Origin of the sequence: Devosia sp. LjRoot16 (genome assembly GCF_964252795.1) — a bacterium.
Taxonomy (GTDB): Bacteria; Pseudomonadota; Alphaproteobacteria; order Rhizobiales; family Devosiaceae; genus Devosia_A.
The window spans coordinates 305,370-331,473 of sequence record NZ_CAXUPH020000005.1 but is presented as its reverse complement, the minus strand read 5'-3'; the positions used below and the strand labels follow the sequence as shown (position 1 = coordinate 331,473).

The window sequence follows — 26,104 nt, the reverse complement described above, 5'->3', positions numbered from 1 at the left end:
GGGGCAGGAACTGCCAACACCACTCAAAACCACCAAAACTATTGTACGCCCGAGCTAGCCCGCTTGCGGCGGAAAACCAGTCGGGTGACAAGCAGGTGCGATTGAAAAGCTCCGGCACTCCAACTAACATGTTAGCATGAAGACCGAGGCAAGTCCCTACTCATTTCTGTCTACGCCGGCGACGCCGACGCGCGGCAACGTCACCGTGTTCGTCACCGACACGTTGCGCCAGGCCATCGTCCAGCTTGACCTCAAGCCCGGCGAAGTGATCGACAAGGGCGCCATCTGCGAGCGGTTGGGCGTCTCGCGCTTCCCGGTCTCGGAGGCGCTGGCCCGCCTGCAGGCCGAGGGCCTGGTCGATATCCTACCGCAGCGCGGCTCCACCGTTTCGCTGGTGCGCATCGCCGACGTGCTCGAATACATGTTGATCCGCAAAGCGCTCGAGGCCGAAGCAGTGCGCGTCGTCACCGGCAATCACAGCCCGGAGCTGATCGACACGCTGCAGCGCAACATGAGCTACCAGCGCGCCGCCGTGGAGATCGACGACCAGAACGGCTTCCACGAGCGCGACCTCGAGTTCCACGACATCGTCTTCGGCGACATGCGTTTCACCAAGGTGAAGGGCGTCATCGAAAACACCCGCGCCAATCTCGATCGGGCTCGCCGGCTGATCCTCACGCCCCGCCGGTTGAGTGTCACCCTCGCCGAGCACCAGAAGATTCTCGACGGCATCACCGCCGGCGACGCTGCGGTCGCCTCGGCCGCCATGCGTGCCCATATCGACTCGGTGATGGCCGAGCTCATCGCCTTCGCCGTCGAACACGCCCCGCTCTTCGCCGATGGCCAACTGCTGCGCGAAGACCCCGCCTATTCCGCCTTCCCGTTCGGCTGAACGGCACAAGACCTCAAGGGAGAACCTCATGCTCAAGGGCATTCCGCCGATCCTCGGCCCTGACCTGCTCTACATCCTGCGCGCCATGGGCCATGGCGACGAGATCGCCATCGTCGATGCCAACTACCCCGGCGATAGTGCCGGCCCGCAATTGGTGCGGCTCGACGGCATCAGCGCCACCGAGGCGCTCGACGCCATCCTCACGGTGATGCCGCTCGATACCTTCGTCGACGAGCAGGCCTTCGGCATGGAAGTGGTCGGCGACGCCAAAAAGCGCGAAGCGACCCACAAGGATTTCGACAAGCTGATCAAAAAGCACGAGCCGGGGATGAAACTGAGCCTGCTCGAGCGCTTCGCCTTCTACGAGCGCGTGCACGGCGCCTATGCGGTGATCCAGACCGGCGAGCGCCGCCTCTACGGCAACGTGCTGTTGAAGAAGGGCATCGTCCGCCCGGAGTAACCCATGCCGCGGCGCGTTGATCCGCCGTTCATCGCCCCCCGGGAGCTCGCCGTGATCGGCGAGTTCCGGAGCGGCGAGGCTGCGGTCGCCACCGACCTCAGCGGCATCGCCAGCGCCGCCCCGCTGAACCGCCGGCGGCGCAAATGCCTCGTCATCGACAACGAAGGGCTGTTCGCCCAGTTCGCGACGCTCGACACCGATGCGGCAACCCTGACGGCCGGTGCCGTGGTGCCGCTGCTGCCTACCGACCGCGACGCGCTCGAGGCCGTCGGCAACGCCCCCGATGACGGCGATCCCGGGCCCGATCGCTACATCCTCGATGGCGAAGGCGTCGCCTGGCTCGGCCCGCACTATTACGTCACCGGCTCGCACAGCATCCACGACTGGATCACCCCGGAGGGCAGGAAGCGCGCCGACTATCGCCGCTCCGCCCACCTCGTCGCCCGCATCAGCCGCGATGGCCGCCGCCCCGAGCTGAGCTTCCGCCTCAACGAACTGCTGGCGCAGCGCAAAAGCTTTGCCCCGTATTTCCTCAAATCGCCCAACAAGCGCGATGGCCTCAACATCGAAGGTCTCGCCGCCTGGCGACGCCGGCTCTACTTCGGCTTCCGCAGCCCGGTCATCGACGGCAAGGCGCTGTTGCTCAGCGTCCGCGCCGCCGCGTTGTTCACCCCAGGCGCCGATCTCGCCCCCAGAACCCTGCGTGTCCCGCTCGGCCGCGGCGCCGGCATTCGCGATCTCGCCATGCTGCCCAATGGCCGCCTGCTCATCCTCTCCGGCCCCGCATCCGACGCGACGGCGGGCTTCGCCATCCATCTGTTCGACCGCAAGCGCGAGACGGTACGCCGCCTCGGCCGGCTCGCCCCGATCGAGGGCGACAAGGTCGAGGGCCTGCTGCTCGCCGGCTATGCGTCCGCCGCGAACGGCAGTGCCAGCGCCGAATTGCTGGTGCTCGCCGATCACCCGGCCAACGGCCGCCCCCGGCTGTTCACCCTCGACATTCCGCCTGCCTGAATGCACCGAACGGATTCGACCATGGTTGGCCTCGACTCCGCGTGGGTCTGGCCCTATCCCTTCCCGCCAAGTCTGAGGAGCATTCCATGAAACTTCTGCGCGTCGGCGCCAAGGGCGCCGAAAAGCCCGCCATCCTGCACACCGACGGGACCTATCGCGATCTCTCGTCCGTGGTGCCCGACATCAACGGCGCCTCGATCGGCGCTGCCGGTCTCGCCAAGATCAAGGCGGCCGACCATGGTAGCCTGCCGGTGCTCGACCAGGGCTCGCGTATCGGCCCCTGCGTCGGCAATGTCGGCAAGTTCATGTGCATCGGCCTCAACTATGCCGACCACGCCGCCGAGACCGGCGCTGCCATTCCGGCCGAGCCGATCCTGTTCATGAAGGCCACCAGCGCCATCATCGGCCCGAACGACGACGTGATCCTGCCCAAGAACACCCTGAAGCCCGACTGGGAAGTCGAGCTCGGCGTCATCATCGGTAAGGAAGCCAAGTATATCGAGGAAAAGGACGCGCTGGATTACGTCGCCGGCTACTGCGTGGTGAACGACCTTTCCGAGCGACACTTCCAGACCGAGCGCGGCGGCCAGTGGACCAAGGGTAAGTCGGCCGACACCTTCGGCCCGATCGGCCCGTGGCTGGTCACCAAGGACGAAATCAAGGACGTGCAGAACCTCGGCATGTGGCTCGACGTCGATGGCCACCGCTACCAGGACGGCTCGACCAAGACCATGATCTTCGGCGTCGCCCATCTCGTCGCCTATCTCAGCCAGTTCATGAGCCTGCAGCCGGGTGACGTGATCACCACCGGCACCCCGCCGGGTGTCGGCATGGGCCAGAAGCCCACCCCGATCTGGCTGAAACCGGGCCAGACCATGAAGCTGGGCATCGAGGGCCTGGGCGAGCAGCAGCAGAAGACCAAGGCCTACGCCGCCTGAGGTTTCGCCACTGAGTTTTGAAGGGCGTCGGTCGCAAGGCCGGCGCCCTTCGCTTTGGGTGCCGAAGCTCGCTGACCACGGTGGCTGGCGGCATGCACGGCAAGCACATCACTTAAGCAATCTACTAACTATTGACTTCCAGCCCGACTCCGCTTTAGTTAAGCAATGACTTAACCAATGAGGACCAACCATGCGCAAACTCAAGATGCACCTGCATATCTCGCTGGATGGCTATGCCTCCGATGCCGCTGGCGGCTTCCATTGGGTGACCTACAACGACCAGATCGCTGCTCGCGCCAAGCAGCTGACCGCCAATGCCGATGCCGTGGTCTTTGGTCCCAAGACCTACAAGGGCATGCAGGGCTACTGGCCGAGCGTCCCGAACGATCCCGACGCCACCCCTGGCGAGCGCGCCCATGCCGACTGGATCGCGCACGCCACCAAGATCGTCGTCTCCACCAGCCTGCCCGAAGCCGAGGCCAGTTGGGAAACCTCCCTTCTGCTGCGGGATCCCGATGAGCTCACTGCCATCAAGCAGCAGCCGGGCGGCGACATCGTCAGTTTCGGCAGTCCCCTCCTCGTCCGCAGTTGCCTCGAGCGCGGCCTGATCGACGAGTTGCACCTGTTCCTCAACCCGATCCTGCTCGGTGGCGGCCAGGCCGTCTTCGGTTCTGGCGTTGAGAGTAAGCTTCGCCTGTTGGAAGCCACGCCCCTGCCCGATGGCGTCGTGGCGCTGACCTACACACCGAACTGAGGCAGATCACCCCTGCTCCTGCGCCGGTCGCCGGCAGGTTTTTCACAGCCTCGCAGCACCTGCTGCGGGGTTTTTCGGTGTTCCACATTCACTCGCGGCGCACCCTTGCTAACATGTTAGCATTCAATGATTTTTCCGCGCCATTTGATATCTGTGCAATCGTTGTCAGATCAGTTTGAACTACTATTTGTCATACCAGATGACGTCACAATCTCGCATAAGCTTCCATTGCGGGGCTATTGACAGCCAAAAACACTGAAACTACCGTGCCGCTGGTCCTACAAATGTAGGATTGAGGGATCTACTACAACTTGTGTCGAGGCAATCCGGTCATGACGGCCAGGAGCGATGTCGTTCGGCTGAAGCAAGGGGGCGCGCGCCAGAAGCATGGCGCCGTGCACCTCTATGATTCCGCCGTCGAAACCCTGGTCGGACAGATCAAGGCGCTGATCGACAAGCGCAATCTGGGCGTCGGCGATCCGCTGCCGTCGGAGCGCGAGCTGGGCGAGATGTTCACATCGAGCCGCACCACGGTGCGCGAGGCGATGCGCATCCTCAAGGCCTATGGTGTGGTCGACGTGCGCCCCAAGGTGGGCGCGGTGATCATCGATCGGCGGATGGACGCCGTCTTCGAACTCTACTCGTTCAATACGCTGGAGCTGAGCCGGCAGACCTTCCTCGACACCCAGGGCTTCCGCCAGCTGATCGAGGTCGGCGCGGTCGACCAGTTGTTCGATCGCGCGACGTCCGAGGATATCGTCGAGCTGAGAACCATCAACGACACCATGCGCGAGGAGGAGCAGCTCCACGTCGCCGCCCAGCACGACTTCCGCTTTCATTCCAAGCTTGTCGGCATCCTCGGCAACAAGCAGGTCAACGAGATCTATCGGATCATGAAGCCGGTGATGCTCAAGATCATGGAGAGCGGCGTTAACCGCATGAAGACCCACGGCGTCAGCTTCGACGAGCACGGCGGCATCGCCGATGCACTCGAGAGCCGCAACCGCTTTGCCTTTCAGTATCGCATGAGCCAGCACCTCGAAGCGGGGCTGGCTTTGTTCAAGGAGTAGAATTTGGCGACGCCCGAGCGGCGCGCCGGATGGGCCGAAACGGCCCCGACGACAGGTGGGCGGGGGAGGACTACCGGCCACCACAGACCAGCGACTGCCTAGTTGTTTCAGATCGTTCTCTGGGAGGAGAAACCTATGAACGCACTACGCATTGCCTCGGCCGCGCTTGTCGGCCTGCTCGTCTCGACCAGCCTCAGCACCGCCGGCCCCAAGGTGGTTTCCGGCCCGGGCGCCGACCCCACCTGTTTTGCCCCGTGGAACGCCGAGACCAAGTATTTCCAATGGGACAAGCAGGAAGGGCCGTACCGCATCGCCGTGGTCAACGGCTATGTCGGCAACACCTGGCGCATCCAGATGATCAAGACCGCCAAGGCCTTCGCTGAGGACCCGGCGATCAAGGACAAGATCAAGGAGTTCAAGGTCGTCTCGACCGGCACCGACGCGCCGGCCCAGCTCGGCGCCATCGAGGACTTCATCAACCAGGGCTTTGACGCCATCGTCACCATCGCAGTATCGCCGGAAGGTTTTGACCGCGTCATCCGCCTCGCCGACCGCGAGAACGTGGTGATCGTGCCGTTCGACAACATCCTCGATACCGACGCGGTCATGATGGTCAACGAGGACCAGCTGCAGATGGGCCGCGACTGGGGCAGCTTCGTGCTCAAGGAACTGGCCGCCAAGGGCAAGACCTCGGGCAAGATCCTCGAAGTCCGCGGCCTTGCCGGCAACTCGGTCGACCGTGATCGTTCGATCGGCATCCACGAGGTGTTCGATGCCACCCCCGGTCCCTGGGAAATCGTCCAGGTGGTCGGCAACTGGGATGACGGCACCGCCCAGAAGGTCACCGCCGACGCGCTCGCCGTGCACGGCACCTTCGATGGTGTCATCACTCAGGGTGGTTCGACCGGCACCGTGCAGGCCCTGCTCGATGCCAAGCACCCGTTCGTCCCGGTGGGCGGCGAAGCCGAGAACGGCTTCAGGAAGCTTGTCGCCAAGCACTCCGGCGAGGGTCTTGTCGGCCTCTCGATCGGCCAGTCGCCCGGCCTCGTCGCCATCTCGATGAAGGCAGCCATCTCGGCCCTCGAGGGCAACGTGATGCCGCAGCTCATCTCGGTGCCGCTGCCGTCGGTCGATTACACGGGGCTCAAGGACGGCGAAAACTTCTGGACCGACCTGCCGGACAACTTCTTCACCGTCAACGAATTCCCGCCCTGCGGCGTGAACATCTCGGGCCCGGCGATCATGGCCCAGACCGAGGAGAACGTGCAGTAGACCTCCGCACGTCCTGGAGCGCGGTCGGCAGGTCCACGAGGCCTTCGACCGCGCGACCAGCGGTGAACGGAAACCCGGTCGCTTCGCAAGAGCGACGCCGGGTTTCCAGGCGGTGCCGGGTCCCATCGCCCGGCATCGCTTCTCCCCTTTCATTCGACGGCTGAGGATTGACGATGCTGGACGGGCGGGCCGCACGGCCATTTGCCGAACTGAGCGGCGTTTCCAAGTATTTCTCGGGGGCACGGGCGCTCGAGGGGGTGGACTTTTCGTGCCACGAGGGCTCCATCCACGCCATCCTGGGCGAAAACGGCGCCGGCAAATCCACCCTGATCAAGATCATGGCCGGGGTGGTGCAGCCCGATAGCGGTACGCTCAGCGTCGAAGGTATACAGCACCGCTTCTCGCGCCCCTCCGAGGCAGCCAAGGCCGGCATTGTCTGCGTGTTCCAGGAGCTGTCGCTGCTGCCCGACCTGTCGGTGGCCGACAACATCTCGATATCCGATCCACCGCGCCGCTTCGGCCTGATCGACCGCCGCGCCCAGCGCGAGCGCGCCGAGGCGCTGCTGGCCCGCATCCATTGCGAGGACGTCGATCCGCGCGCCCTGATCCGCGATCTCTCGCTGTCGCGCCGGCAAATGGTCGAGATCGCCAAGGCGCTCGGCAAGAATCCGAAACTGCTGATCCTCGACGAAGCGACCTCGGCGCTGACCAGCCGCGACGTCGAAACCGTCTACAACGTGCTCGCCGAGCTGAAGGCCGAGGGCACCGGCATGCTGTTCATCTCGCACCGCATGCACGAGGTCGAGGCGCTTTGCGACACCCTCTCGGTGTTCCGCAACGGCCGCCACATCGAAACCTTCTTGAAGGGCGCCCGCACTCAGGACGAGATCGTCAAGCTGATGATCGGCCGCGACATCGTCCACCAGTTTCCAGTGAAGCCGCCGGCGCTGAGCCGCAAGCCGCATCTCGCCGTCACCGACCTCAAATGGGAAAACCGCCTCAACGGCGTCTCGCTCTCGGTCGGCAAGGGCGAGATCGTCGGGCTAGGCGGCCTCGATGGCCAGGGCCAGAAGGAACTGCTGCTCGCCCTGTTCGGTGTGCTGCGCGGCGTCGAGGGCAAGGTCACGGTCGGTGGCGAGGGCGGCATCCCGGCCTCGCCCGCCGACGCCAAGGGCGGCCGCAGCCGCATCGCGCTGGTCCCGGAGGATCGGAAAACCGAGGGCCTGATGCTGCCCATGTCGATCGCCGACAATCTCCTCGTCGCCAGCTTCGACAAGGTCCGCCAGGGACCGTTCATCGACCCCACGAAGTCCCGTCAGGCCGTCGCCGACGCCATCGCCCAGCTGCAGATCAAGCTCAACAAGCCGGAAGATCCGGTCGCCAGCCTGTCGGGCGGCAACCAGCAGAAAGTGGTGATCGCCAAGTGGCTGCTGACCCAGCCCGAAGTGATGCTGCTCAACGATCCCACCCGCGGCATCGACGTCGGCACCAAGCAGGAGCTCTACCGGCTGATGCGCGAGCTCGCCGACAAGGACACCGCGATCCTGTTCTATTCCACCGATTACGCCGAGCTGATCGGCTGCTGCGACCGCGTCGCCGTGATGTATGACGGCCGCATCGTCACCGAGTTCAGTGGCGACGCCATCACCGAGGAAGCCCTCGTTTCCGCCGCGCTCAACATCACCAGGCCGACCGATGTGCCGGCCCGAGAGGCGGTGCCCGCATGAGCGCCATCACCGCCAGCACCCCACCGCGCGCCTCGGCGCTCGCCATGTCGATCCGCCAGAACCGCGGCTTCTATGGCGCCATCCTGCTGCTCGCCGCGCTCTACCTGGTCTACAATTTCATCCACCCGCGCGGTTTTTCCACCAACGTCTTCATCGCCAACACCAATGAATCGGTGGCGCTCGCCTTCGTCGCCATGGCGCAGGCGATGACGGTGATCGTCGGCGGCCTCGACCTGTCGGTCGGCGCCGTGATGACCCTCACCAGCTGTATCGCCAGCGAACTGGTGCGGGGCGAACCCTGGCAGATCATCCTCGGCTGCGTCGTCTCGGTGGCCGCCGGCGCCGGCTTCGGTCTCGTCAACGGCCTCGTCATCGTCTATGGCCGCCTGCAGCCGATCATCGCGACGCTCGCCACCGGCGCCGTCGCCATCGGCCTTGCCCTGTTGATCCGCCCACAGCCGGGCGGCGAGGTCGATCTCGACCTCAACTGGGCCGTCACCAATTCGATCAAGGACCTGGCCGAGACCTATCATCTGTTCGAGGACGGCGAGGCGGCCTGGCTGCAGCCCATCGCCTGGGTGCCGGTGCCGCTGCTCATCCTCGTCATCATCACCGCCGCGGTGTGGATGCCGTTCCGCCGCACCGTCACCGGCCGTACCCTCTATGCCATCGGCTCGTCCGAAGGCGCCGCCTACATGTCGGGCCTGCCGATCAATCGCGCCAAGCTCTGGGCCTTCACGCTGGCCGGCTTTTTTGCCGGCTGCGCCGGGCTCTATCTCGCCATCCAGACCGGCTCCGGCAACGCCGATATCCCGCAGGCCGGCGCCTATACGCTCAACTCCATCGCCGCCGTGGTGCTGGGCGGCATCTCGCTGCTCGGCGGTGCCGGCACGGTGATCGGCGCCCTGATCGGCGCACTGATCCTGCGCGCCATCTCGTTCTACTTCCGCATCCTGTCGATCGATCCGCTGCTGCAGCCGCTGGTCGAAGGCGTGGTGCTGCTTGCCGCCGTCAGCCTCGGCGCCATCCGCACGTTGCGGGTGAAGAACCGTCTCGAACTCTTCAGGTAGGACCGGACCCATGGCCAACGATCTCACCCTGCCCCGCCTGAAATCCGACGATCTGCCGATTGTCATCTCCGCCGGCTTCGTGCTGGTGATCCTGGCGCTCGGCTCGATCTATACCGTCGCGACGCTTGGCACGATGCCGCTGCTCAGCCCCAATTACCTGCTCACCCAGCTGCAGACCGGCGCCTTTCTCGGCATCGTCGCGGCCGGGATGATGATGGTGATCCTGCTCGGTCACATCGACCTCAGCGTCCCCTGGACGATGACCGCCGCCGCCATGATGGCGACCACCGTCGGCGGCCCCGCCGCCATCCCCACCGGCCTCGCCATCGGCCTGCTGGTCGGGCTGTTCAACGGCTTCGGCGTCGCTTACCTCCGCATCCCCTCGATGATCTTCACTCTCGGCGTCGACTCGGTGATGCGCGGCCTGATGATCGCCCACACCGGCGGCTTTGCTCCGCAGGATTCGGCCACGCCGCTGATGCGCTACCTCGCGGCCGACAAGATTCTCGGCATTCCCGTCGCCATCTTCGTCTGGGCCGCCGTCTCCATCGTCATCGCCGCAATCCTCAGCCGCACCGCCTTCGGCAAGGCCATCTACGCCACCGGCAACCGCGAGGCGGCGTCCTATCTCAGCGGCATCCGCACCCGTTGGGTCATCGTCGGCGCCTTCGTCATCTCCGGTCTCTGCGCCGCGCTCGCCGGCGTGCTGCTCGCCGGCTATTCGGCCAAGGCCTACCAGGGCATGGGCAACGCCTACCTGCTGCCGGCCATCGCCGCGGTGGTGATCGGCGGCACCCACATCCTCGGCGGCCGCGGCCGCTTCATCGGCACGGTGGTCGGGGTGATCCTCATCGTGCTGCTCAACTCGGTGCTGTCGATCATGCAGATGCCCGAGGCCGGCCGGCAGATCATCTATGGCCTGGTGATCATCATCATGCTGCTGGTCTACGGTCGGACGGCGAAGGTAACGAGTTGATTGTGACGAGGGGCTCTGGCACAGCCGTCCGCTAGCCACCGGCCGTCATCCCGACGAAAGTCGGGACCCACTGCTCGGGCGGCGCAACGCGCCGGATATCTCCGGTCTTTCACGGCAAGTTCGGAGAAGCCGCAGCGCGCGGAGCCACCGAGCGCTGGGTCCCGGCTTTCGCCGGGATGACGACGGAGTGTGTGTCGGCGATGCAGCAAAGCAGGAACAGCGTCGCCGAGGTCTTCCGCGTCTTCCTGCTGCTCGGGCTCACCAGCTTTGGTGGCCCCGTGGCTCACCTCGGCTACTTCCGCACCGAGCTGGTACAGCGCCGGGCTTGGCTCGATGATGCCGCCTATGCCGATCTGGTGGCGCTCTGCCAGTTCCTCCCGGGCCCCGCCTCGAGCCAGGTCGGCATCGCCATCGGCAAGCTGCGCGCCGGTTACTGGGGCGCTGTCGCGGCGTGGGTGGCCTTTACCCTGCCCTCGGTCGTCCTGCTGCTGGCTTTCGCCTACGGCGCCACCGGCCTCGCCGGCCCGCTGGCCGACGGCGTCCTGCATGGGCTGAAGCTCGCGGCACTCGCGGTGGTCGCACAAGCCGTGTGGGCCATGTCGAAGTCGCTGACCCCGGACCTCAAGCGCCGCCTCATTGCTCTTGCTGCCGCGGCGATCGCGCTGCTGCTCCCATCCGGCCTGACCCAGCTGGCGCTGATTGCCGCGGCAGCTCTCGCCGGCTACCTCTTGGCGCCATCAGCCGCTGCCCCGCGCCTCGCCTTTGATCGCACCAGCAGCATCTTCCTCGCCCTGTTCTTCGGCCTGCTGCTCGCCCTGCCGATCCTCGCCGCCACCGGCAACGCCACTTTGGTGGTCGCCGAGAAATTCTACCGCACCGGCTCGCTGGTGTTCGGCGGCGGGCATGTCGTGCTGCCGCTGCTCGAGGCCGAGCTGGTGACCCCCGGCCTGATCGACCGCAACCTGTTCCTCGCCGGCTACGGCGCGGCGCAGGCGGTTCCCGGCCCGCTCTTCGCCTTCGCTGCCTATGTCGGCGCGCTGCTCGACGCGCCGCCCAACGGCATCGCCGGCGCGCTGCTCGGGCTCGGCGCCATCTACCTGCCCTCGTTCCTCCTGGTGTTCGGCGCCCTGCCCTATTGGCAGTCGCTGCGCGTTAATCCACGCCTGCGCGCCGGCCTCGATCTCGCCAATGCCGCCGTGGTCGGCCTGCTGCTGGCAACGCTCTATGATCCGGTGTTCACCAGCGCCGTGTTCGGCCCGCTCGATCTCGGCTGGGGCATCGGCGCGCTGGTCCTGCTGCTGATCAGAACTCCGCCATGGCTGGTGGTGCTGCTGAGCGCCGCGGCCGGCGCGGTGCTGGCCGGCTTCTAGGGTCGCCGCGCGATCAGGTCGATCTCGACCAGCGCCCCCACCGCCAGTGCGGTGACGCCGACCGTGGTGCGGGCCGGCAGTTTTCCGGCCTCGAAGAAGCTCGGCCACATCGCGTTGAGCGCCGCATAGTCGCGCTGGAACTCAGTGAGGTAGATGCGCGCCATCGTCACGTGCTCGAGCCCCAGCCCGATGCCGCCGAGGATCAGCTTCAGGTTGTCGATCACCCGGCGCGTCTGCGCCTCGATTCCCTCCGGCAGCGGCGCGTCGGGCGCCGCCGGGTCAGTCGGCATCTGCCCGGTAATGAACACAAAGCCGTCAGCCTCGACCGCATGGCTGAACGGCGCCACCGGCTGCGGTCCGCTGGAAATCATGTGATGGATGGGCAGCGACATCGTTCATTCCTGCTGTCTTTGCTGCCCGCTCGCCCCCACGGCCCCGAGCTCAGCAGAGACGGCATAAAGCGCTTTCAGGAAAAGTTGCAGACTTTTCCGCTTCGAAAGCGCGACAATTTACATGCTCTACCACGTTCACGCGGAGTTCATGCACCCCTCTTCAAATAGTCGCAAAGCGGGTGCCCATGGCGGCTGGTGGCGCCCTTCCATTCATGACACGCTGCTGCGTGGGGCTTGGGGCTCCGCGCCTTATTCCAGGGGAGCTTCCAGGAGCCTATGTTCGAATTTCTTCACTCCATCTCGACCTGGCTCGAGCTGTTCCTGCAGGGCATCTCCGACAATTTCTGGCTTTCGCTGCTGTTCATCTTCCTCGTCTGCATCGGTGAGGCCGTGTTCATCCTCGGCCTGCTGGTGCCGTCGCTCCCCATCCTGCTGCTGACCGGCGGCCTGATCGCGCAGGGCAGCCTGCCCTTCTGGCCGATCTTCTTTGCCGCGGTGCTCGGCGCCATTATCGGCGACGCCATTTCCTACACCGTCGGTTATCTGCTCAAGGACAAGATCCGAACGGTCTGGCCGTTCAAGAACCACCTGAAGCTGATCGAGCAGGGCGAAGTGTTCTTCGCTCGCCATGGCGGCAAGGCGATTTTCATCGGCCGCTTCATCACCGGCGTCAAAGCCGTCATCCCCGGCGTCGCCGGCATGATGAGCATGCCCTACCGGCACTTCTCGGTGATCAACGTCATCTCCGCCTTCGTCTGGGCGGCCGTGCATATCCTGCCCGGCGTGCTGCTCACCGGCTGGCTCAAGTCCATCGGGCTGAGCCTTGAGATGGTGATCATCGTCGGCGCGATCGTCTTGACCGTCGCCTTCCTCGTGGTCCATTTCTGGAAGCGGATCCTCCTCGTCTTCGCCCCGTTCATGGGCGAGTTCGGTCGCTCGCTGCAGGCCCGCTGGCAGAAGCCCGAGGCCGGGCACTAGGAAAGCCTCTCAAACCCCTGTCATACGCATCTCACGTCGGCCCGCTATTGAGGGCCGATGCTTGAGATTTTCACTGCGCTCACAGGCTGGCTGGAGATGGTGCTCGAAACCATCTCGGGCAATTTCTGGCTCAGCCTGTGGTTCATCTTTCTGATCGCCGCCACCGAGGCGGTGTTCATCCTCGGCCTGTTCATCCCCTCGACCCCGGTGCTGCTGCTGGCCGGCGGGCTGATCGCTGAGGGTAAGCTGCCGTTCTGGGAGATCTACCTTGCCGCGGTGCTCGGCGCCGTGGTCGGCGATGCGATCTCCTATACGCTCGGCTTCTGGCTGAAGGATCGCATCAAGACGCTCTGGCCGTTCCGCAACCACCTGCCGCTGATCGCTCGCGGCGAAGCGTTCTTTGCCAGGCACGGCGGCAAGTCGGTGTTCATCGGGCGGTTCATCCCGGGGGTGAAAGCGGTCGTCCCCGGCATTGCCGGCATGTTCGGCATGAACTACCGGCACTTCTCGATCATCAACGTCACCTCGGCCTTCGTCTGGGCCGCGGCGCATATCCTCCCCGGCATGCTGCTCTCGGCCTGGCTGAAATCGATGGGGCTGAGCCTCGAGCTGGTGATCATCGTCGGCGCGCTGGTGCTGGTCGTGCTGTTCCTCCTGCTGCATTACTGGCGCTCGATCCTGCTCGCCGCCGCGCCCTATCTCGGCGCCTTCGGCCGCAGCATCGAGGCCCGCTGGCGGAAGGAGACGGCGACCACCGGCCACGAAACCGTCGCCTCCCTCCCCCTTGAGGGGAGGGATTGAGGGAGGGGGTGGTGCAGTCAGCACCGAGCCCGCCTCACCACCCCCACCCCCAGCCCCTCCCCTCAAGGGGGAGGGGAGCAAGGGCGAGGCGGAGCACTAACTCCTACTTGCGCCGCGCCGGCATGAGGTCGAATATCGCCCGATGCTGCACATCCCACGTCGGCTCGCTTCGATCCTGACGCGCCTCTTCATGGGGCTCCTGCTGCTGCTCGCGGCAGGGCCGGCTTTCGCCGACGACGCCGCCGACCGCGCCGCCATCGACAAGCTGTTCGCCCAGTTGCGTGTGGCGCCGAATGCCGAAACCGCACAGGCGATCGATGCGCAGATCTGGACCTATTGGACCACCCCGTCCGACCCGATCCTCGCTGGCCGCATGCGCGAGGTGCTGACGGCGCGCGGCATGGGCGACGCGGCCGGTGCACTGCGCCTGCTCGACAAGCTGATCGCCGACTATCCCGATTATGCCGAAGGCTGGAACCAACGGGCCACCATCTATTACACGCTGGGCGATTTCGACGCCTCGATCGCCGATTGCGAGAAAGTGCTGGCCCTCGAGCCGCGCCACTTCGGCGCCCTCTCCGGGCGCGCCCTGATGTACCTGCAGCTGGGCAAGCGGGCGCTGGCGCTCAAAGACATGGCCGCAGCCCTGGCGGTGCACCCGTTCCTCAATGAGCGGCGTCTGTTCCCCGAACTGGGTGAGCCGATGACGCAGATCTGACCTGCCCCCACCGCCCTTCCGCCTGTCCGCTGCCACCCCATATGACATGCATTACCGGCGCTCACCCGCCGCCGAACTGAAAGGCCAGCTATGTCTGACGAACTCCCCGTCGAGCACGAAGAAGCCAACGGCCGTGGCCGCTACGTGGTCTATCTCCCCGACGGCTCCGAAGCCGAAATGACCTACCAGCGCCGCGACGCCAACACCATCATTGCCGACCATACCGGCGTGCCGCCGCAGCATCGCAACCTCGGCCTGGCGCTGAAGCTGGTGGAAACCGCCATCGCCGACGCCCGCGCCACCGGCAGCAAGATCGTACCGGTCTGCTCCTACGTCGTGGCGCAATTCCGCCGCCACCCCGAATGGGCCGACCTGCAGGCCTGACCTCGGCGACAGCCTCCCGGCGTGGGCTTCGCCCTCGTCCGGCCGGTCGCTTTTTAGCCAAATGCTAACCATCCGGCGCCTCCAAGGGGGCGCCGAGGCAACTTGTAGCCCGCTGGCGCGCTTTCCTGTTCCCTAAAGGAATTGGAAACCATGCGCCGCGCGCTCGCCATCCTCGCTTTTGCCCTTGCCGCTGCCGCTGCCCACGCGCAGGAGGCGGTAACCCTGCCGATCCCTCCACTCACTGCCGAGGCGGTGAACGCCGCCGACATCTCGACCCTCGCCGCGATCTACGCACCACCTGTCGAAACGGCCGATCCCGCAGTCACGGCCGAGCGTCACCCCGACCCGGCCGTGGTCCGCCTGCAGGTGCTGCTCGATCGGGCCGGCGCCTCGCCTGGCGTCATCGATGGCTTCGATGGCGACAATGTCCGCAAGGCCGTGCTGGCCTTCGAGCTGATGCGCGGGCTGCCGCCCGATGGGGCGCTCGACCCCGAGATGCTGGCGGCGCTCGAAACCGGCGGGCCGGTGATCGGCGATTACGCCATCATCGCTGATGACCTCAACGCCATCGGCGAGCCGATCCCCAAGGACTATGCCGAGCAGGCAAAGCGCAAATTCCTCGGCTACACCTCGATCGAGGAGTCGCTGGCCGAGCGCTTCCATATGGATATCGACCTCTTGAAGGCGCTCAATCCCGGCGCCGGTTACACGGTCGGCGAACCGATCTACGTCGCCGCCTATGGCCCCGATCTCAAAGGCGAGGTCGTGCGCATCGAGGCCGACAAGTCACTGCGCCAGGTCCGCGCCTATGGCGCCGACAATCGCCTGCTTGCCGCTTATCCCGCCACCATCGGCTCGGAAGAGAACCCCTCTCCGTCGGGCACCCACATCGTCGAAGGCGTCGCCCCGATGCCCGAGTACACCTACAACCCCAAGGTCAACTTCCAGCAGGGCGAGAACACCGAGGTGCTCACTATCCCGCCCGGTCCGAACGGGCCGGTCGGCTCGATGTGGATCGACCTGAGCGAGCCGACCTTCGGCATCCACGGCACCCCGGAACCATCTCTCATCGACAAGACTGGCTCGCATGGCTGCGTGCGGCTGACCAACTGGGATGCCAATGAGTTGGCGAAGATGGTGAAACCCGGCGTGCCCGTCGACTTCGTCGGCTGATGTGGTTCTACGCGCCACCGGGTGAGTGGCGCCGGCCGGCGAGCCGGCGCGAGGCAACCGATCTGCCCCGGGAGCATTGGTCAGGTACAAGGAGAAGGCCAATGCTGAAACAAGGCACCGATATCAAGAGCTTCTTCGAGGCTTATGCCAAACGCAGCAACGCTGCGCTGCAGGATCCGCCCGTCGAGGATGTCGACGGCACCGTGGCAAGCTTCGCGCCCTACCTGGTCGAGTCGAGCCCGCAGGGCGTGATGGGCGGCGCCAACAATACCGAGTTCAGGAACATGATCGGCCAGGGCTTTGCCAAATACCGCAACGTCGGTGGCACTGCCATGCGGATCACCGGCGTCAAGGTCACTGAACTCGATGACGCCAACGTCATGGCGACGGTCGACTGGGAGTTCGACTACAAGCGCAGGCGGGACGGCAAGACCGGCACAGTCGGCTTCGCCAACCGCTACTTCCTCAACGTCGCCGGCGATACACCCAAGATCTTCGCTTACATCACCCCCGACGAGCAGCAGGCGATGCAGGAGCACGGGTTGATCTGACGCCAGCGCCCATCGCTGACCTTGCCACTCGATGGTGCCCCCAACTCGGTGTCATCCCAGCGAAAGCTGGGACCCCACGGCGAGGGCTTCGCCCTCGTCCGTCTCGCCACCGCGCAAGTGGATGGATGGGTCCCAGCTTTCGCTGGGATGACGTCCGGTGGGTGGGGCACGAGCGTAGCTTGGCGCACACAACGAACCACGGCGTTCCTCAGCCGAGAAAATCCCGCACCGCGAGCAGCTCCTCGCGGCGGATTTCGTGGCCGCCTTCGTGCCAGAACAGCGATACCTCGGCACCCTGCTCCTTGAAGTAGGCCGAGAGCAGCTCGGCCGAATGCACCGGCGCGATCGGGTCACGACGGCCGGCCGTGATGATGATCCGCTTACCTCTGAGCCCCGGCTGCGGCTTGGGTGTGAACGGGATCAGCGGGTGCATCAGCACCGCCACGTCGAACTGCTCCGGCGCCTCGAACAAGACCGAGGCGAGGATGTTCGCCCCGTTCGAGTAGCCGAGCCCGAGCACCTCTTTGGCGTTCCCCTTGCTGGCGCCGACAAAGCCCGCGAGCTTCCTGGTCGCCCGCGCTAGGTCCGCCATGTCGTAGCGGCCCTCGCCGACGCGCTTGAAGTAGCGCAGGGCGCCGCCTTCGGAGATGTCACCGCGTACCCCGATGCGTCGCGCCCCGGGCTTCAGTTCGGCCGCGAGGTCGGTGAACTGGTGTTCGTCGCCGCCGGTACCGTGCAACAGGTAGAAGGCCGGCGCATCCGAGGATGCGCCGGGGATATCCACGTTGACGTAGCTGTCGATCGTCTCGGCCATCATGCCGGCTCCTTCTCTTCGAGCGGCTGCAGCGTCTGCTCCAGCGTGCTTCTCAGGTGCTCGTGCTGCTTGGGCAGCTTCAGCGCTTCACCCAGATGCGCGGTGTCCTCGTCCCGGTCGAAGCCGGGTTCGTTCGTCGCGATCTCGAACAGCACACCGCCCGGGGTCCGGAAATAGATCGCCCAGAAATAGTCGCGGTCGATCACCGGCGTCACCTGGTAGCCGGTGTCCAGCAAGGCCTTGCGCACTTCGAGCTGCGCCGCCCGGTTCTCCACCGCGAAGGCGATGTGGTGCACCGAACCGGCGCCGAGATCGGCCCGGTTGGCATCAGGCAGCACCTCGATGTCGATGCTGTTGGCCGGGTTGCCATCCGGCCGGATCAGCCGGTGGATGTTCCCCGAGCTTTCGGCGTTCTGGTAGCCCATGAACTTCAGCAGCTCTTCGGTGGCGCCGCCATCGCGCAGCCGCAGCGAGGCCGAATGGAAGCCACGGATCGCATGCTCGGCATCGACGCCGTTGCCAGTCCATGGCAGCCGCGCATCGGCAGCATTCTCGACCAGGGCCAGCGCATCGCCCTCCGGCGCCCGGAAGCTCAGGCGCTTCTCGCCGAAGCTCTCGGAGAGTTCGAGATCCCCGACGCGATCCGCCGCCAGCCGCTCCTGCCAGTAGCCGAGCGAACCCTTAGGCACCGAGAACACCGTGGTGCCGACCTCGCCGACACCAGGCCGGCCACGGGCGATGTGCGGGAACGGAAAGTGCGTCATCACCGTGCCCGGCGTGCCGACCTCATCACCGTAATAGAGGTGATAGACATCGGGCGCGTCAAAATTGACCGTCTGCTTGACCCGGCGCAGGCCGAGCGTCTTCGAAAAGAAATGGTTGTTCTCGGCCGCATCGCGCGCCATCGAGGTAACGTGGTGCAGGCCCTTGATCTGAGTGATCATCGCTAACTCCTTGCGTCGGCTCTTGCCGATCGCGCTCCTGTGTCGGCCCCTGCCGATCGCTGTCTAGTGTGCCGGCCTTTGCCGGTCGCTTCGGCACTAGAGATAGGGCACCGGCATTCACTCGAATAGCGCACCATCGGCGCAAGGGATTGTTTGTTTCGATCGAACAATCACAGCTTACGGGGTGTTCACTTGACCGATCGTTTCGGCCTCGGCTAAATCTTGACTATGGAAGTCGTAAATAGATCGCTCGAGCGCATCCGGCTCGAAATACGCATCCGCATAGTCGACGTCGCCTCGGTCGTCGCCCTCACCCCGCATATGCGCCGTATCCGGCTCACCGGCCCGGAACTCGAGGGCTTTCAGTCCCCGGGGCACGCCGACCACGTCAAGGTCTTCCTGCCCTCCGACGGCAAGCCGCTCCCCCGCCCTGAGCGCCATCCCGATGGCCTCGTCTGGCCCGACGAGGTGGCAAAGCCGTTCGTGCGCGAATACACGCCGCGCTACTTCGACGCCGCAGCGCTAACCCTCGACCTCGACTTCGTGCTGCATGGCGATGGCCCGGCCTCAAGCTGGGCAGCGGCCGCCAGGCCCGGCGACCAGTTGATGATCGGTGGTCCGCGCGGCACCATCCGTGTCCCCGAGGCGTTCGACTGGTACTTCATTGCCGGCGACGAGACCGCGCTGCCCGCCATCGGCCGCCGCATCGAGGAACTGCCCGCCAATAAGCCTGCTTCGCCATCATCGAAGTGCCCGAGGCCGCCGACGAGCAGCGCTTCGAAACCAGCTCTCCGGTGGCGATCCATTGGATACATCGCGACGGCCGCGAGGCCGGCGCCGACAACCTGATCCTGCCCACAGTCGCCGAGATCGGCTTCCCACCCGGCGAAGGTTTCGCCTTCGTTGCCGGCGAAGCCCAGATGGCCAAGATGCTGCGCCACCATCTCGTCGCCCGCGGCTTCAACAACGACTACATCCGCGCCGCCGGCTATTGGCTGAGGGGTGAAGCCGGGGACTGACTGACTGACTATTGCTTGATGGTCAGCCTGCCCGGATTGCGCAGTTGCGGCCGGCTGCTTGATGACGGTGTGTCGAGCACACAGTTGGCCATGGCAATCTGGTAGGCCCGCGCGACGCGAACCTTGCACTCGCCATAAAGCACTGAGGTGAGCGGGTAGATCGCACAACCCGCATCATCGATGTTGAACTGCACCAGCGCCTTCTGCAGGCAATCGGACTTCGCCACGTTGTCCTTGGGAGCAGCTAGCGCCGTGCTGGCGACAAGTGTGGCGACGCAAAAAGCGAAGCTGCGGATAAGGCGGAGTCGAGTGGGAGAGCGCATCTGGACCTCCTCCTGAAGCACCCCGACGCTGGCACACCCGAGCTTAACTCACGCTGAGCGCACCGTCTCCGTTCCATTCACCTGTGGCCCTACACCAGGTCGCGGAACTTCAGCGTCTCCAGCGTCGGCCCGCTCGGCTTGTACTCGAGCCCGATCAGCCCGTCATAACCCTGCGCCTTTAGCCATTCGAGCCGCTCGGCATAGTCCATGCGACCGCTGCCCGGCTCGCCGCGGCCCGGTGTATCGGCGAGATGCACATGCACAACGCGATCGAGCCGGCCGGCCAGCACCTCGATTTCCTCGCCCATCACGGCCGCGTGGTAGATGTCATAGAGCAGCTTGATTTCGGGCCGGCCCACCTCATCGACGATGTCGAGCCCTTCCTCGGTCGAGGTGAGGTAATAGCCCGGGTGATCCACGCGGTCGTTGAGCGGCTCCAGCGCCAGCACCACGTCCGAGCCCTCGAGGATTCTGGCGGCTTCCTTCAGCACCTTGACGATCGCCGCATGCTGCGCCGGGCGCGCCATGCCGGGCTGGTTGTCGCCGGCCTGGGCGATGATCACCCTGGCGCCCAGCTGCAGCGCCGCCGCCAGCGAGGTGCGCACCCCCTCGAGGAACCACTGGTGCGATTCCGGATTGGTCAGCGGCGCGATCGGCTCACACAGAATCCCGGCCAGCGTCAGCCCGGTTTCGTCGAGCGCCAGCTTGATCGCGTCGCAATCCTTGTTGGAGAAACGCCAGAACTCGACAGCGTCGAGCCCCGCGGCCTTGGCCGCGCGGACCCGGTTGGCAACATCAGGTTCTTCGGTGGCGAACAGCCACTCGATACAGGCGGAGTAATGCATAAGACCTCAGATAACCAAGCGGGATCAGGGAAAGCTGTGAGACTCTTCCGATTCGATTCCCGCGACGAAAAACAGCGTCTGTCAGACGGTAACTTTGTGGGAAACCCGGCCCTTGTCGCCGAAGATCCTGATGTAGCGGCGGATTTCTGCCGCATCGCCGGTGGCCTTCTCCGGATTGTCCGAGAGCTTCACCGCCGGACGGCCATCCGCCTCGCTCACCTTGCACACCAGCGAGATCGGCTCAAGCTGCGGGTTGGGCCACGGCGAACAGCCCGAGAAATCGTTGGTGAGGTTGGTGCCCCAGCCGAAGGCCATGCGCACCCGGCCATGGAAGTGGTGATAGGCTTCCTCGATCATGTCGACGTCCAGCCCATCGGAGAAGATCAGCAGCTTGTCGCGCGGGTCGCGCCCGCGTTCCTGCCACCACTTGATGATCTTCTCGCCGCCCTCGATAGCGGGCGCGCTGTCCGGCCGGAAGCCGGTCCAGTCCGCCACCCAATCGGGCGCATGCCTGAGGAACGCATCGGTACCAAAGGCGTCGGGCAGGACGATCTTGAGATTGCCGCCATAGTAGCTCTCCCAATCCTGCAGCACCTGGTACGGCGCCTGTTTCAGTGCTTCCTCGTTCGGCGCGATTGCCGCCAGCACCATGGGCAACTCATGTGCGTTGGTGCCCAGTGCCTCAAGGTCGTTGTCCATGGCCAGCAGCACGTTCGACGTGCCGGTAAACACTTCGAGCCCCAGCCCTTCCTTCAGCGCCTCGACGCACCAGCGCTGCCACAGGAACGAGTGCCGGCGACGGGTGCCGAAATCCGAGATGCGGAGCTCAGGGAGCAATTTCAGCCGCTCCACCTTCTCCCACATCTTGGCCTTGGCCCGCGCATAGACGACGTCGAGCGCGAACGGCCCATAGGCCTTCAACGCGGCACGACTGCGCAGTTCATTGATGATGGCCAGCGCCGGGATCTCCCACATCGTGGTCTCGATCCACTTGCCGTGGAAGGTCAGCTCAAACTGCCCGTCGCGCTTTTCGAGGTGGTAATCCGGCAGCCGGAACCCCTCGAGCCAGCGCAGGAACTCGGGCGAGAAAATCTGCTTCGAGCCATAAAAGCTGTTACCCGCCAGCCAGATCATCTCCTTCTTACCGAAGCGGAGGGTCCGCGCATGGTCGAGTTGCGCGCGCAGTTCGCCCTCGTCGATATCGTCGGCGAGACGGACTGAGGTCTTGCGGTTGATCAGCGAGAAGGTGGCGTCGACCCTGGGGTAGAGCCCCCAGATCATCTGCAGCATCAATAGCTTGTAGAAATCCGTATCGAGCAGGCTTCTGACGATCGGATCGAGCTTCCAGGTATGGTTGTAAACCCGCCGGGCAATGTCGGTCTTCGGCATCACGCTTCCCTTCACTCGCCCGACACGTCCTGGAGCGCCTGCAGGAAAAGTCGTGAGACTTTTCCACCTCGAAAGCGCGACCAAGCCGATAACCTGGAGCATTCCGTCGTCTCAGCGAGACGATGGAAATGCTCTAGGCGGATCGGAGCGAAAAGAAAAGAGCACTCCATCGCCAAACGACGATGGAGGTCGCGTAATGCGACAGGGGGCTGGCCTCCACGCGCGGGGCGCCGGGCGCCCCGACGTCTGTCAGTTGCCGGAGCCGGAGAGAAACTCGCTCTTGATCGTCATCCAGATGATCTTGAGGTCGAGGCCAAGCGACTGATTCTGGATATAGGCCAGGTCGTGATCGATCCGGCTGCACGAAGACTGCGCATCGGTCGTCGGTCCGCGCAGGCCATTGGCCTGAGCCCAACCCGACAGGCCTGGCCGCACTGCGTGCCGCAGCTCATAGTAAGGCACCAGGTCCTCATAGACCACGCCCGCTGCCTTCATGCCGATGGCATGCGGGCGCGGTCCGACCAGCGACATGTCGCCCCTGAGCACATTGAACAGCTGCGGCAACTCGTCGAGGCTGCGCGAGCGCATGAAGCGCCCAAGCGGCGTGACCCCGGGGTCGCCGGTCGTCACCTGTCGCACCCCGGTCGGATCGCAGGCGTCTGTCCGCATGGTGCGGAATTTGTAGATGCGGAACGGCACGCCATTGCGGCCGTGGCGCCATTGCCGGAACAGCACCGGCCCGGGACTGGAAAGCTTGATGGCGATCGCCAGCATCAGCAGCGTCGGCGACAGCGCGATCAGCGCCCCCGCCGAAAGCACGATGTCGATGGTTCGCTTGAGGATATCCTGAACGGTCGCCCGTGGCGGCCTCGCCGCGATCACCGGGGTACCGTTGTTCAATGCCAGCGGCAGGCCATGTTGCGGTACCCGCCTGGTGAACGCGCGATCGATCGGGACCACATCCCCGATCTCGGACGAAAGAAAGACACGCAAGTTTTGCTCCGTCGCCTAGCCCAAAGCACTCGGCTGCATCCGCCAAGCGACTACATCCTCTCCCGCCCTCGGGAACGCGGCGCTCAGCCAGTAGCTCGGCCGAACTTCAAAATCGACGGCACGCCACCGCAATGGCACTACCGCTCATAAGCACCGTCAGCGTGTGGCCCGCTGCCCGGCACTACCCAAACACCAATCCTCGCCTCACCCTGCGATGAGACCTGGACCCTGCCATCGGGTTAGGCAGATAGCCGGCGCCTTAATTGGCGCTGGCCAGCTCCGGCACGGGGATCGCCGCCGTAGTAATAATCTGGCAATCCCTGATCGTGGCACTGATCTCGATGATCTGGGCCTGCTGAACCCCATCAGTCGAAAGCTGTGCCGCCGTTTCAATTGCGATCGGAAGCTCGGTCTGGTCTACCAGACAAGTTTCTTCGTCCTGGTAGAGCTCAACCAGAGCCGCCACCAGTTCAGCGATCGTCTCATTAGCGGCCTCCGAGGGCGCACCGATGCCCTTGAGGAAACCGTCCACTGCGGCAATACACTGGCCCCAGCGGTCCTTGTCGCCGTCATACTGTTCGCCCACCACCGGTGCGCAAACAGACATGACGCCAGGAATGTCCGTCGGAGCGCTCTGCGCCAGCGCAGCCGGGCTCCACAGGGCAGCCATGAAAGAAACCGCTGCCAGAGTTCCACACGCAAGTTTAAGACGAGGCATCTTACCCTCCTCCTCTTTGTAACACATTTTTAACACTAAGCGTCTGTCACGTCGAAAGTCAACGCGCCGCAACGACTTCGTCGATCACGTTATAGGCAGAACCGCGAAAATGGTTACCGGTGGAACTTCTTTATTACGCCTCGCCAAACAACAACCGGCAGTGTGTTGCAGGCCGCTGCTTGCGGGCGGTGGCCGCCCGGCTGGCGGGTGACGGCGCCTATTAGTCCCTGTTTCCATCTTTCGCCAGCACCGTTCCGATGCTGATATGCCCGGCAACAACAGGGAGGACTTCATGCAACGTGTATTGGTCACCGGCGCGGCCAAGGGCATCGGACGCGCCGTCGCTGAGGCCTTCGCGGCCGAGGGCGCCAAGCTGGTGCTGATGGATGTCGATGCCGCCGGGCTCGATGAGGTCGCGGCCGCGCTCAAGGGCAAGGCCGCAGCCACCGAGATCTGCGTCGGCTCCGTCGCCAGCCTCGCCGACTGCAGCCGTGCCGCGGCCATGGCGCAACAGAGCTTCGGCGGCCTCGACGTATTGAGCCACAATGCCGGTATCCAGACCTACGGCACCGTCGAGACCACCGACGAGGCGCTCTGGGACCGCACCCTCGACGTCAACCTCAAGGGCGCCTTCCTCATCTCGAAGGCCTCGATGGCCATGTTGCGCGCCTCAAAAGGCAGCGTCGTCCACATCTCCTCGGTGCAGGGTGTGGCCTCGCAGGCCGGCGTCACCGCCTACTCGGTGTCCAAGCACGGCCTCATCGGCCTCGTCCGCTCGATGGCCGTCGACTACGCTCCCTACGGCGTGCGCGTGAACGGCATCGCCCCTGGCTCGGTCGATACCCCACTGCTCCGCAACGCCGTCGACGCCGCGCCCGACCCGGCCGCCGTCTATGCGGAAATCGACGCCATGCATCCGCTCGGCCGCATGGCCCACCCGTCCGAGGTCGCCAGCGCCGTGCTGTTCCTCGCTTCCGAAAACGCCTCCTTTATCACCGGCGAGGTCTTGCGGGTCGATGGCGGGATGCGCGCCAGATTGGGTGGCTCGCCCAAGACCAACTAAGCGCGAGGCGGGGGCCGCGACGGTCGATCAGCTGGAGCGGCCATGCCCTGGGGCCGGCCGTCGACGCCGGCCTCGCCGCGCCGGTTCATTCGCTCGTCCAATTGACTCCCTTCCGCCAATCAGGGCCCCTTCTCTCACAATCGAGCGGGACAACCCCGCCGCTGAGGAGCCATTGAAGTGAAGATTACCGCCATCAAGCCCTACGCCGTCTGGGTGGGCATCCGCAACCAGCTCGTCGTCAAGATCGAGACCGACGAGGGCATTTTCGGCTGGGGCGAAAGCGGCCTGTCGGGTCGCGAAAAGGCAGTGGTCGGCGCCATCGAGCACTACGCGGAGATCCTCATCGGCATGGACCCGTTCAAGATCGGCCACATCTGGCAGCTGCTCTACCGCAGCCAGTATTTCGAGGGCGGCCGCGTGCTGCAGGCGGCGATCTCGGCCATCGACATCGCGCTCTACGACATCAAGGGCAAGGCATTGGGGGTACCTGTTTACGAGCTCCTGGGCGGCAAGCAGCGCGACAAGATCCCGACCTTCGCCACCACCTCGGGCGAACCCGGCCCCGAGATGATCGAACAGGCCAGGATGCTGATCGCCCATGGCTGGAACGCCATGCGGCTGTCGCCGTCGGGTCATGGCGAAACGATCTACGAGCCGCGTGAGCATATCGGCAAGACCGCCAAGTGGATGGTCAAGGCGCGCGAGGAGCTGGGCGAGGACGTCATCCTCGGCATCGACTTCCACCACCGCCTGTCCGTGGCCGAGGCTGCGAGCTTCTGCCAGAAGATGCCATCCGGCACGCTCGACTTTCTCGAGGAGCCGATCCGCGACGAGACCCCCGAGGCCTATGAATCGCTGCGCACCCTCACCGACATACCCTTCGCTATCGGCGAGGAGTTTGCGTCCAAGTGGCAGTTCCTGCCCTACATCGAACGCGGCATCCATCAGTTCAACCGCATCGACGTGTGCAATGTCGGCGGCCTGACCGAATCGATGAAGGTCGCCGGCTGGTCCGAGGCGCACTACGTGGACATGATGCCGCACAACCCGCTCGGCCCGATCTGCACGGCGGCCACCGTTCACTTCTCGGCAGCGGTGCCGAACTTTTCCTGGCTCGAGACCCGCTCCAGCCCGGCGGAACATCTCGGCTTCGACAATACCGAGTTTTTCCCCGTGCAGCCGCGGCTTGAGGGCTCGCACTACCCGGTCAGCAATGCCCCGGGCCTCGGCATCGAGGTCAATGAAGAACTGATCAAGCAGCAAAGCTTCAAGTTCTGGCAGGCCCCCATGCTGCACCGCCGCGATGGCTCTGTGACCAATTGGTAGTGATCTCGTGGGTTGACGCCCCGCCGCGCCACCCCACTTAGTACTTGTGGACGCAGGAATCGAAGCTCAGCCCGTACTTCGGGCTGAGCGGCGTTGCTTCGGCGTCAATTTGGGTTGCGGCGAGGGCTTA

General features: G+C 64.9%; 29 protein-coding genes. 21 read left to right on the top strand and 8 right to left on the bottom strand.

Going from position 1 to position 26,104, the window contains the following annotated elements; genetic code table 11:
* The first annotated feature begins 136 nt into the window (after positions 1-136).
* The 11 genes from ACSQ23_RS22940 to chrA all read left to right on the top strand — a co-directional run bounded on the left by ACSQ23_RS22940 (position 137) and on the right by chrA (position 11,543).
* Positions 137-892, top strand: a complete 756-nt coding sequence (locus ACSQ23_RS22940) for a GntR family transcriptional regulator (RefSeq protein ID WP_436092036.1) — start codon at positions 137-139, stop codon at positions 890-892.
* 28 nt (positions 893-920) lie between these two features.
* A complete protein-coding gene (locus tag ACSQ23_RS22935) occupies positions 921-1,352 on the top strand; it encodes an RbsD/FucU family protein (protein ID WP_436092035.1) in 432 nt (143 codons plus the stop codon).
* Between the two features lie 3 nt (positions 1,353-1,355).
* Positions 1,356-2,366, top strand: a complete 1,011-nt coding sequence (locus ACSQ23_RS22930; RefSeq protein ID WP_436092034.1) for a DUF3616 domain-containing protein — start codon at positions 1,356-1,358, stop codon at positions 2,364-2,366.
* A gap of 86 nt (positions 2,367-2,452) precedes the next feature.
* Positions 2,453-3,304, top strand: a complete 852-nt coding sequence (locus tag ACSQ23_RS22925; protein WP_055882852.1) for a fumarylacetoacetate hydrolase family protein — start codon at positions 2,453-2,455, stop codon at positions 3,302-3,304.
* 190 nt (positions 3,305-3,494) lie between these two features.
* On the top strand, positions 3,495-4,058 hold the full coding sequence (locus ACSQ23_RS22920) for a dihydrofolate reductase family protein (RefSeq protein WP_436092033.1): 564 nt from the start codon (positions 3,495-3,497) through the stop codon (positions 4,056-4,058).
* A 332-nt stretch (positions 4,059-4,390) separates the two neighbouring features.
* Positions 4,391-5,128 carry a FadR/GntR family transcriptional regulator gene (locus tag ACSQ23_RS22915; RefSeq protein ID WP_055882848.1) on the top strand — a complete coding sequence of 246 codons (738 nt, stop codon included), beginning with the start codon at positions 4,391-4,393 and terminating at the stop codon, positions 5,126-5,128.
* 135 nt (positions 5,129-5,263) lie between these two features.
* A complete protein-coding gene (locus ACSQ23_RS22910) occupies positions 5,264-6,400 on the top strand; it encodes a sugar ABC transporter substrate-binding protein (protein ID WP_055999356.1) in 1,137 nt (378 codons plus the stop codon).
* A 173-nt stretch (positions 6,401-6,573) separates the two neighbouring features.
* The gene (locus ACSQ23_RS22905; RefSeq protein ID WP_436092032.1) at positions 6,574-8,127 is read left to right on the top strand and encodes a sugar ABC transporter ATP-binding protein; all 1,554 of its coding nucleotides are present in this window, start codon (positions 6,574-6,576) and stop codon (positions 8,125-8,127) included.
* Positions 8,124-9,197 carry an ABC transporter permease gene (locus tag ACSQ23_RS22900; protein ID WP_436092031.1) on the top strand — a complete coding sequence of 358 codons (1,074 nt, stop codon included), beginning with the start codon at positions 8,124-8,126 and terminating at the stop codon, positions 9,195-9,197. The genes ACSQ23_RS22905 and ACSQ23_RS22900 overlap by 4 nt, the downstream gene beginning before the upstream one ends.
* A 10-nt stretch (positions 9,198-9,207) precedes the next feature.
* Positions 9,208-10,173, top strand: coding sequence for an ABC transporter permease (locus tag ACSQ23_RS22895; protein ID WP_055882841.1), 966 nt, complete (start codon positions 9,208-9,210; stop codon positions 10,171-10,173).
* A 200-nt stretch (positions 10,174-10,373) separates the two neighbouring features.
* The gene (gene chrA, locus ACSQ23_RS22890; protein ID WP_436092030.1) at positions 10,374-11,543 is read left to right on the top strand and encodes a chromate efflux transporter; all 1,170 of its coding nucleotides are present in this window, start codon (positions 10,374-10,376) and stop codon (positions 11,541-11,543) included.
* Here chrA and ACSQ23_RS22885 read toward each other — a convergent pair.
* Positions 11,540-11,914 (bottom strand): RidA family protein, encoded by a 375-nt coding sequence (locus tag ACSQ23_RS22885; RefSeq protein ID WP_055883295.1) that lies wholly within the window; start codon positions 11,912-11,914, stop codon positions 11,540-11,542. The genes chrA and ACSQ23_RS22885 overlap by 4 nt on opposite strands.
* Before the next feature lie 297 nt (positions 11,915-12,211).
* Between ACSQ23_RS22885 and ACSQ23_RS22880 the strand changes: the two genes are divergently transcribed.
* The 6 genes from ACSQ23_RS22880 to ACSQ23_RS22855 all read left to right on the top strand — a co-directional run bounded on the left by ACSQ23_RS22880 (position 12,212) and on the right by ACSQ23_RS22855 (position 16,540).
* A complete protein-coding gene (locus ACSQ23_RS22880) occupies positions 12,212-12,913 on the top strand; it encodes a DedA family protein (RefSeq protein WP_055882837.1) in 702 nt (233 codons plus the stop codon).
* Between the two features lie 57 nt (positions 12,914-12,970).
* A complete protein-coding gene (locus tag ACSQ23_RS22875; protein ID WP_436092029.1) occupies positions 12,971-13,714 on the top strand; it encodes a DedA family protein in 744 nt (247 codons plus the stop codon).
* Between the two features lie 142 nt (positions 13,715-13,856).
* A complete protein-coding gene (locus tag ACSQ23_RS22870) occupies positions 13,857-14,432 on the top strand; it encodes a tetratricopeptide repeat protein (RefSeq protein WP_055999342.1) in 576 nt (191 codons plus the stop codon).
* A 90-nt stretch (positions 14,433-14,522) separates the two neighbouring features.
* Entirely contained in the window at positions 14,523-14,816 is a 294-nt protein-coding gene (locus tag ACSQ23_RS22865) for a GNAT family N-acetyltransferase (RefSeq protein WP_055882832.1), read from the top strand.
* 150 nt (positions 14,817-14,966) lie between these two features.
* Positions 14,967-15,989, top strand: a complete 1,023-nt coding sequence (locus ACSQ23_RS22860) for a L,D-transpeptidase family protein (RefSeq protein ID WP_436092028.1) — start codon at positions 14,967-14,969, stop codon at positions 15,987-15,989.
* Positions 15,990-16,090: 101 nt separating this feature from the next.
* Positions 16,091-16,540: a hypothetical protein gene (locus ACSQ23_RS22855; RefSeq protein WP_436092027.1), complete on the top strand. Its 450-nt coding sequence runs from the start codon at positions 16,091-16,093 to the stop codon at positions 16,538-16,540.
* Positions 16,541-16,748: 208 nt separating this feature from the next.
* Here ACSQ23_RS22855 and ACSQ23_RS22850 read toward each other — a convergent pair whose 3' ends face one another.
* Both ACSQ23_RS22850 and ACSQ23_RS22845 read right to left on the bottom strand, forming a co-directional pair.
* Positions 16,749-17,354: an alpha/beta hydrolase gene (locus ACSQ23_RS22850; RefSeq protein ID WP_055999332.1), complete on the bottom strand. Its 606-nt coding sequence runs from the start codon at positions 17,352-17,354 to the stop codon at positions 16,749-16,751.
* Positions 17,354-18,298 carry a VOC family protein gene (locus ACSQ23_RS22845; RefSeq protein ID WP_436092026.1) on the bottom strand — a complete coding sequence of 315 codons (945 nt, stop codon included), beginning with the start codon at positions 18,296-18,298 and terminating at the stop codon, positions 17,354-17,356. The genes ACSQ23_RS22850 and ACSQ23_RS22845 overlap by 1 nt, the downstream gene beginning before the upstream one ends.
* Positions 18,299-18,526: 228 nt before the next feature.
* Between ACSQ23_RS22845 and ACSQ23_RS22840 the strand changes: the two genes are divergently transcribed.
* Together ACSQ23_RS22840 and ACSQ23_RS22835 are read left to right on the top strand one after the other, a co-directional pair.
* Positions 18,527-19,147, top strand: a complete 621-nt coding sequence (locus ACSQ23_RS22840; RefSeq protein WP_436092025.1) for a siderophore-interacting protein — start codon at positions 18,527-18,529, stop codon at positions 19,145-19,147.
* Positions 19,093-19,317, top strand: a complete 225-nt coding sequence (locus ACSQ23_RS22835) for a siderophore-interacting protein (RefSeq protein ID WP_436092024.1) — start codon at positions 19,093-19,095, stop codon at positions 19,315-19,317. Before ACSQ23_RS22840 ends, ACSQ23_RS22835 begins: the two co-directional genes overlap by 55 nt.
* Before the next feature lie 8 nt (positions 19,318-19,325).
* On the opposite strand, the gene ACSQ23_RS22830 is transcribed toward ACSQ23_RS22835, so the two are convergent.
* The 5 genes from ACSQ23_RS22830 to ACSQ23_RS22810 form a co-directional block, all read right to left on the bottom strand.
* Positions 19,326-19,640, bottom strand: a complete 315-nt coding sequence (locus tag ACSQ23_RS22830; RefSeq protein ID WP_436092023.1) for a hypothetical protein — start codon at positions 19,638-19,640, stop codon at positions 19,326-19,328.
* An 89-nt stretch (positions 19,641-19,729) separates the two neighbouring features.
* Positions 19,730-20,485, bottom strand: a complete 756-nt coding sequence (locus ACSQ23_RS22825) for a hydroxypyruvate isomerase family protein (RefSeq protein WP_436092022.1) — start codon at positions 20,483-20,485, stop codon at positions 19,730-19,732.
* An 81-nt stretch (positions 20,486-20,566) separates the two neighbouring features.
* Positions 20,567-21,874 carry a nicotinate phosphoribosyltransferase gene (pncB, locus tag ACSQ23_RS22820; protein WP_436092021.1) on the bottom strand — a complete coding sequence of 436 codons (1,308 nt, stop codon included), beginning with the start codon at positions 21,872-21,874 and terminating at the stop codon, positions 20,567-20,569.
* 249 nt (positions 21,875-22,123) lie between these two features.
* The gene (locus tag ACSQ23_RS22815; protein ID WP_436092020.1) at positions 22,124-22,867 is read right to left on the bottom strand and encodes a sugar transferase; all 744 of its coding nucleotides are present in this window, start codon (positions 22,865-22,867) and stop codon (positions 22,124-22,126) included.
* Positions 22,868-23,126: 259 nt separating this feature from the next.
* Complete coding sequence (locus ACSQ23_RS22810) at positions 23,127-23,585, bottom strand: hypothetical protein (protein WP_436092019.1); 459 nt, start codon at positions 23,583-23,585, stop codon at positions 23,127-23,129.
* A gap of 292 nt (positions 23,586-23,877) precedes the next feature.
* Here ACSQ23_RS22810 and ACSQ23_RS22805 point away from each other — a divergent pair, with 292 nt between their 5' ends.
* Entirely contained in the window at positions 23,878-24,648 is a 771-nt protein-coding gene (locus tag ACSQ23_RS22805; RefSeq protein WP_055882814.1) for an SDR family NAD(P)-dependent oxidoreductase, read from the top strand.
* A gap of 177 nt (positions 24,649-24,825) precedes the next feature.
* Positions 24,826-25,974, top strand: coding sequence for a mandelate racemase/muconate lactonizing enzyme family protein (locus ACSQ23_RS22800; RefSeq protein ID WP_436092018.1), 1,149 nt, complete (start codon positions 24,826-24,828; stop codon positions 25,972-25,974).
* The last annotated feature ends 130 nt before the right edge of the window (positions 25,975-26,104 follow it).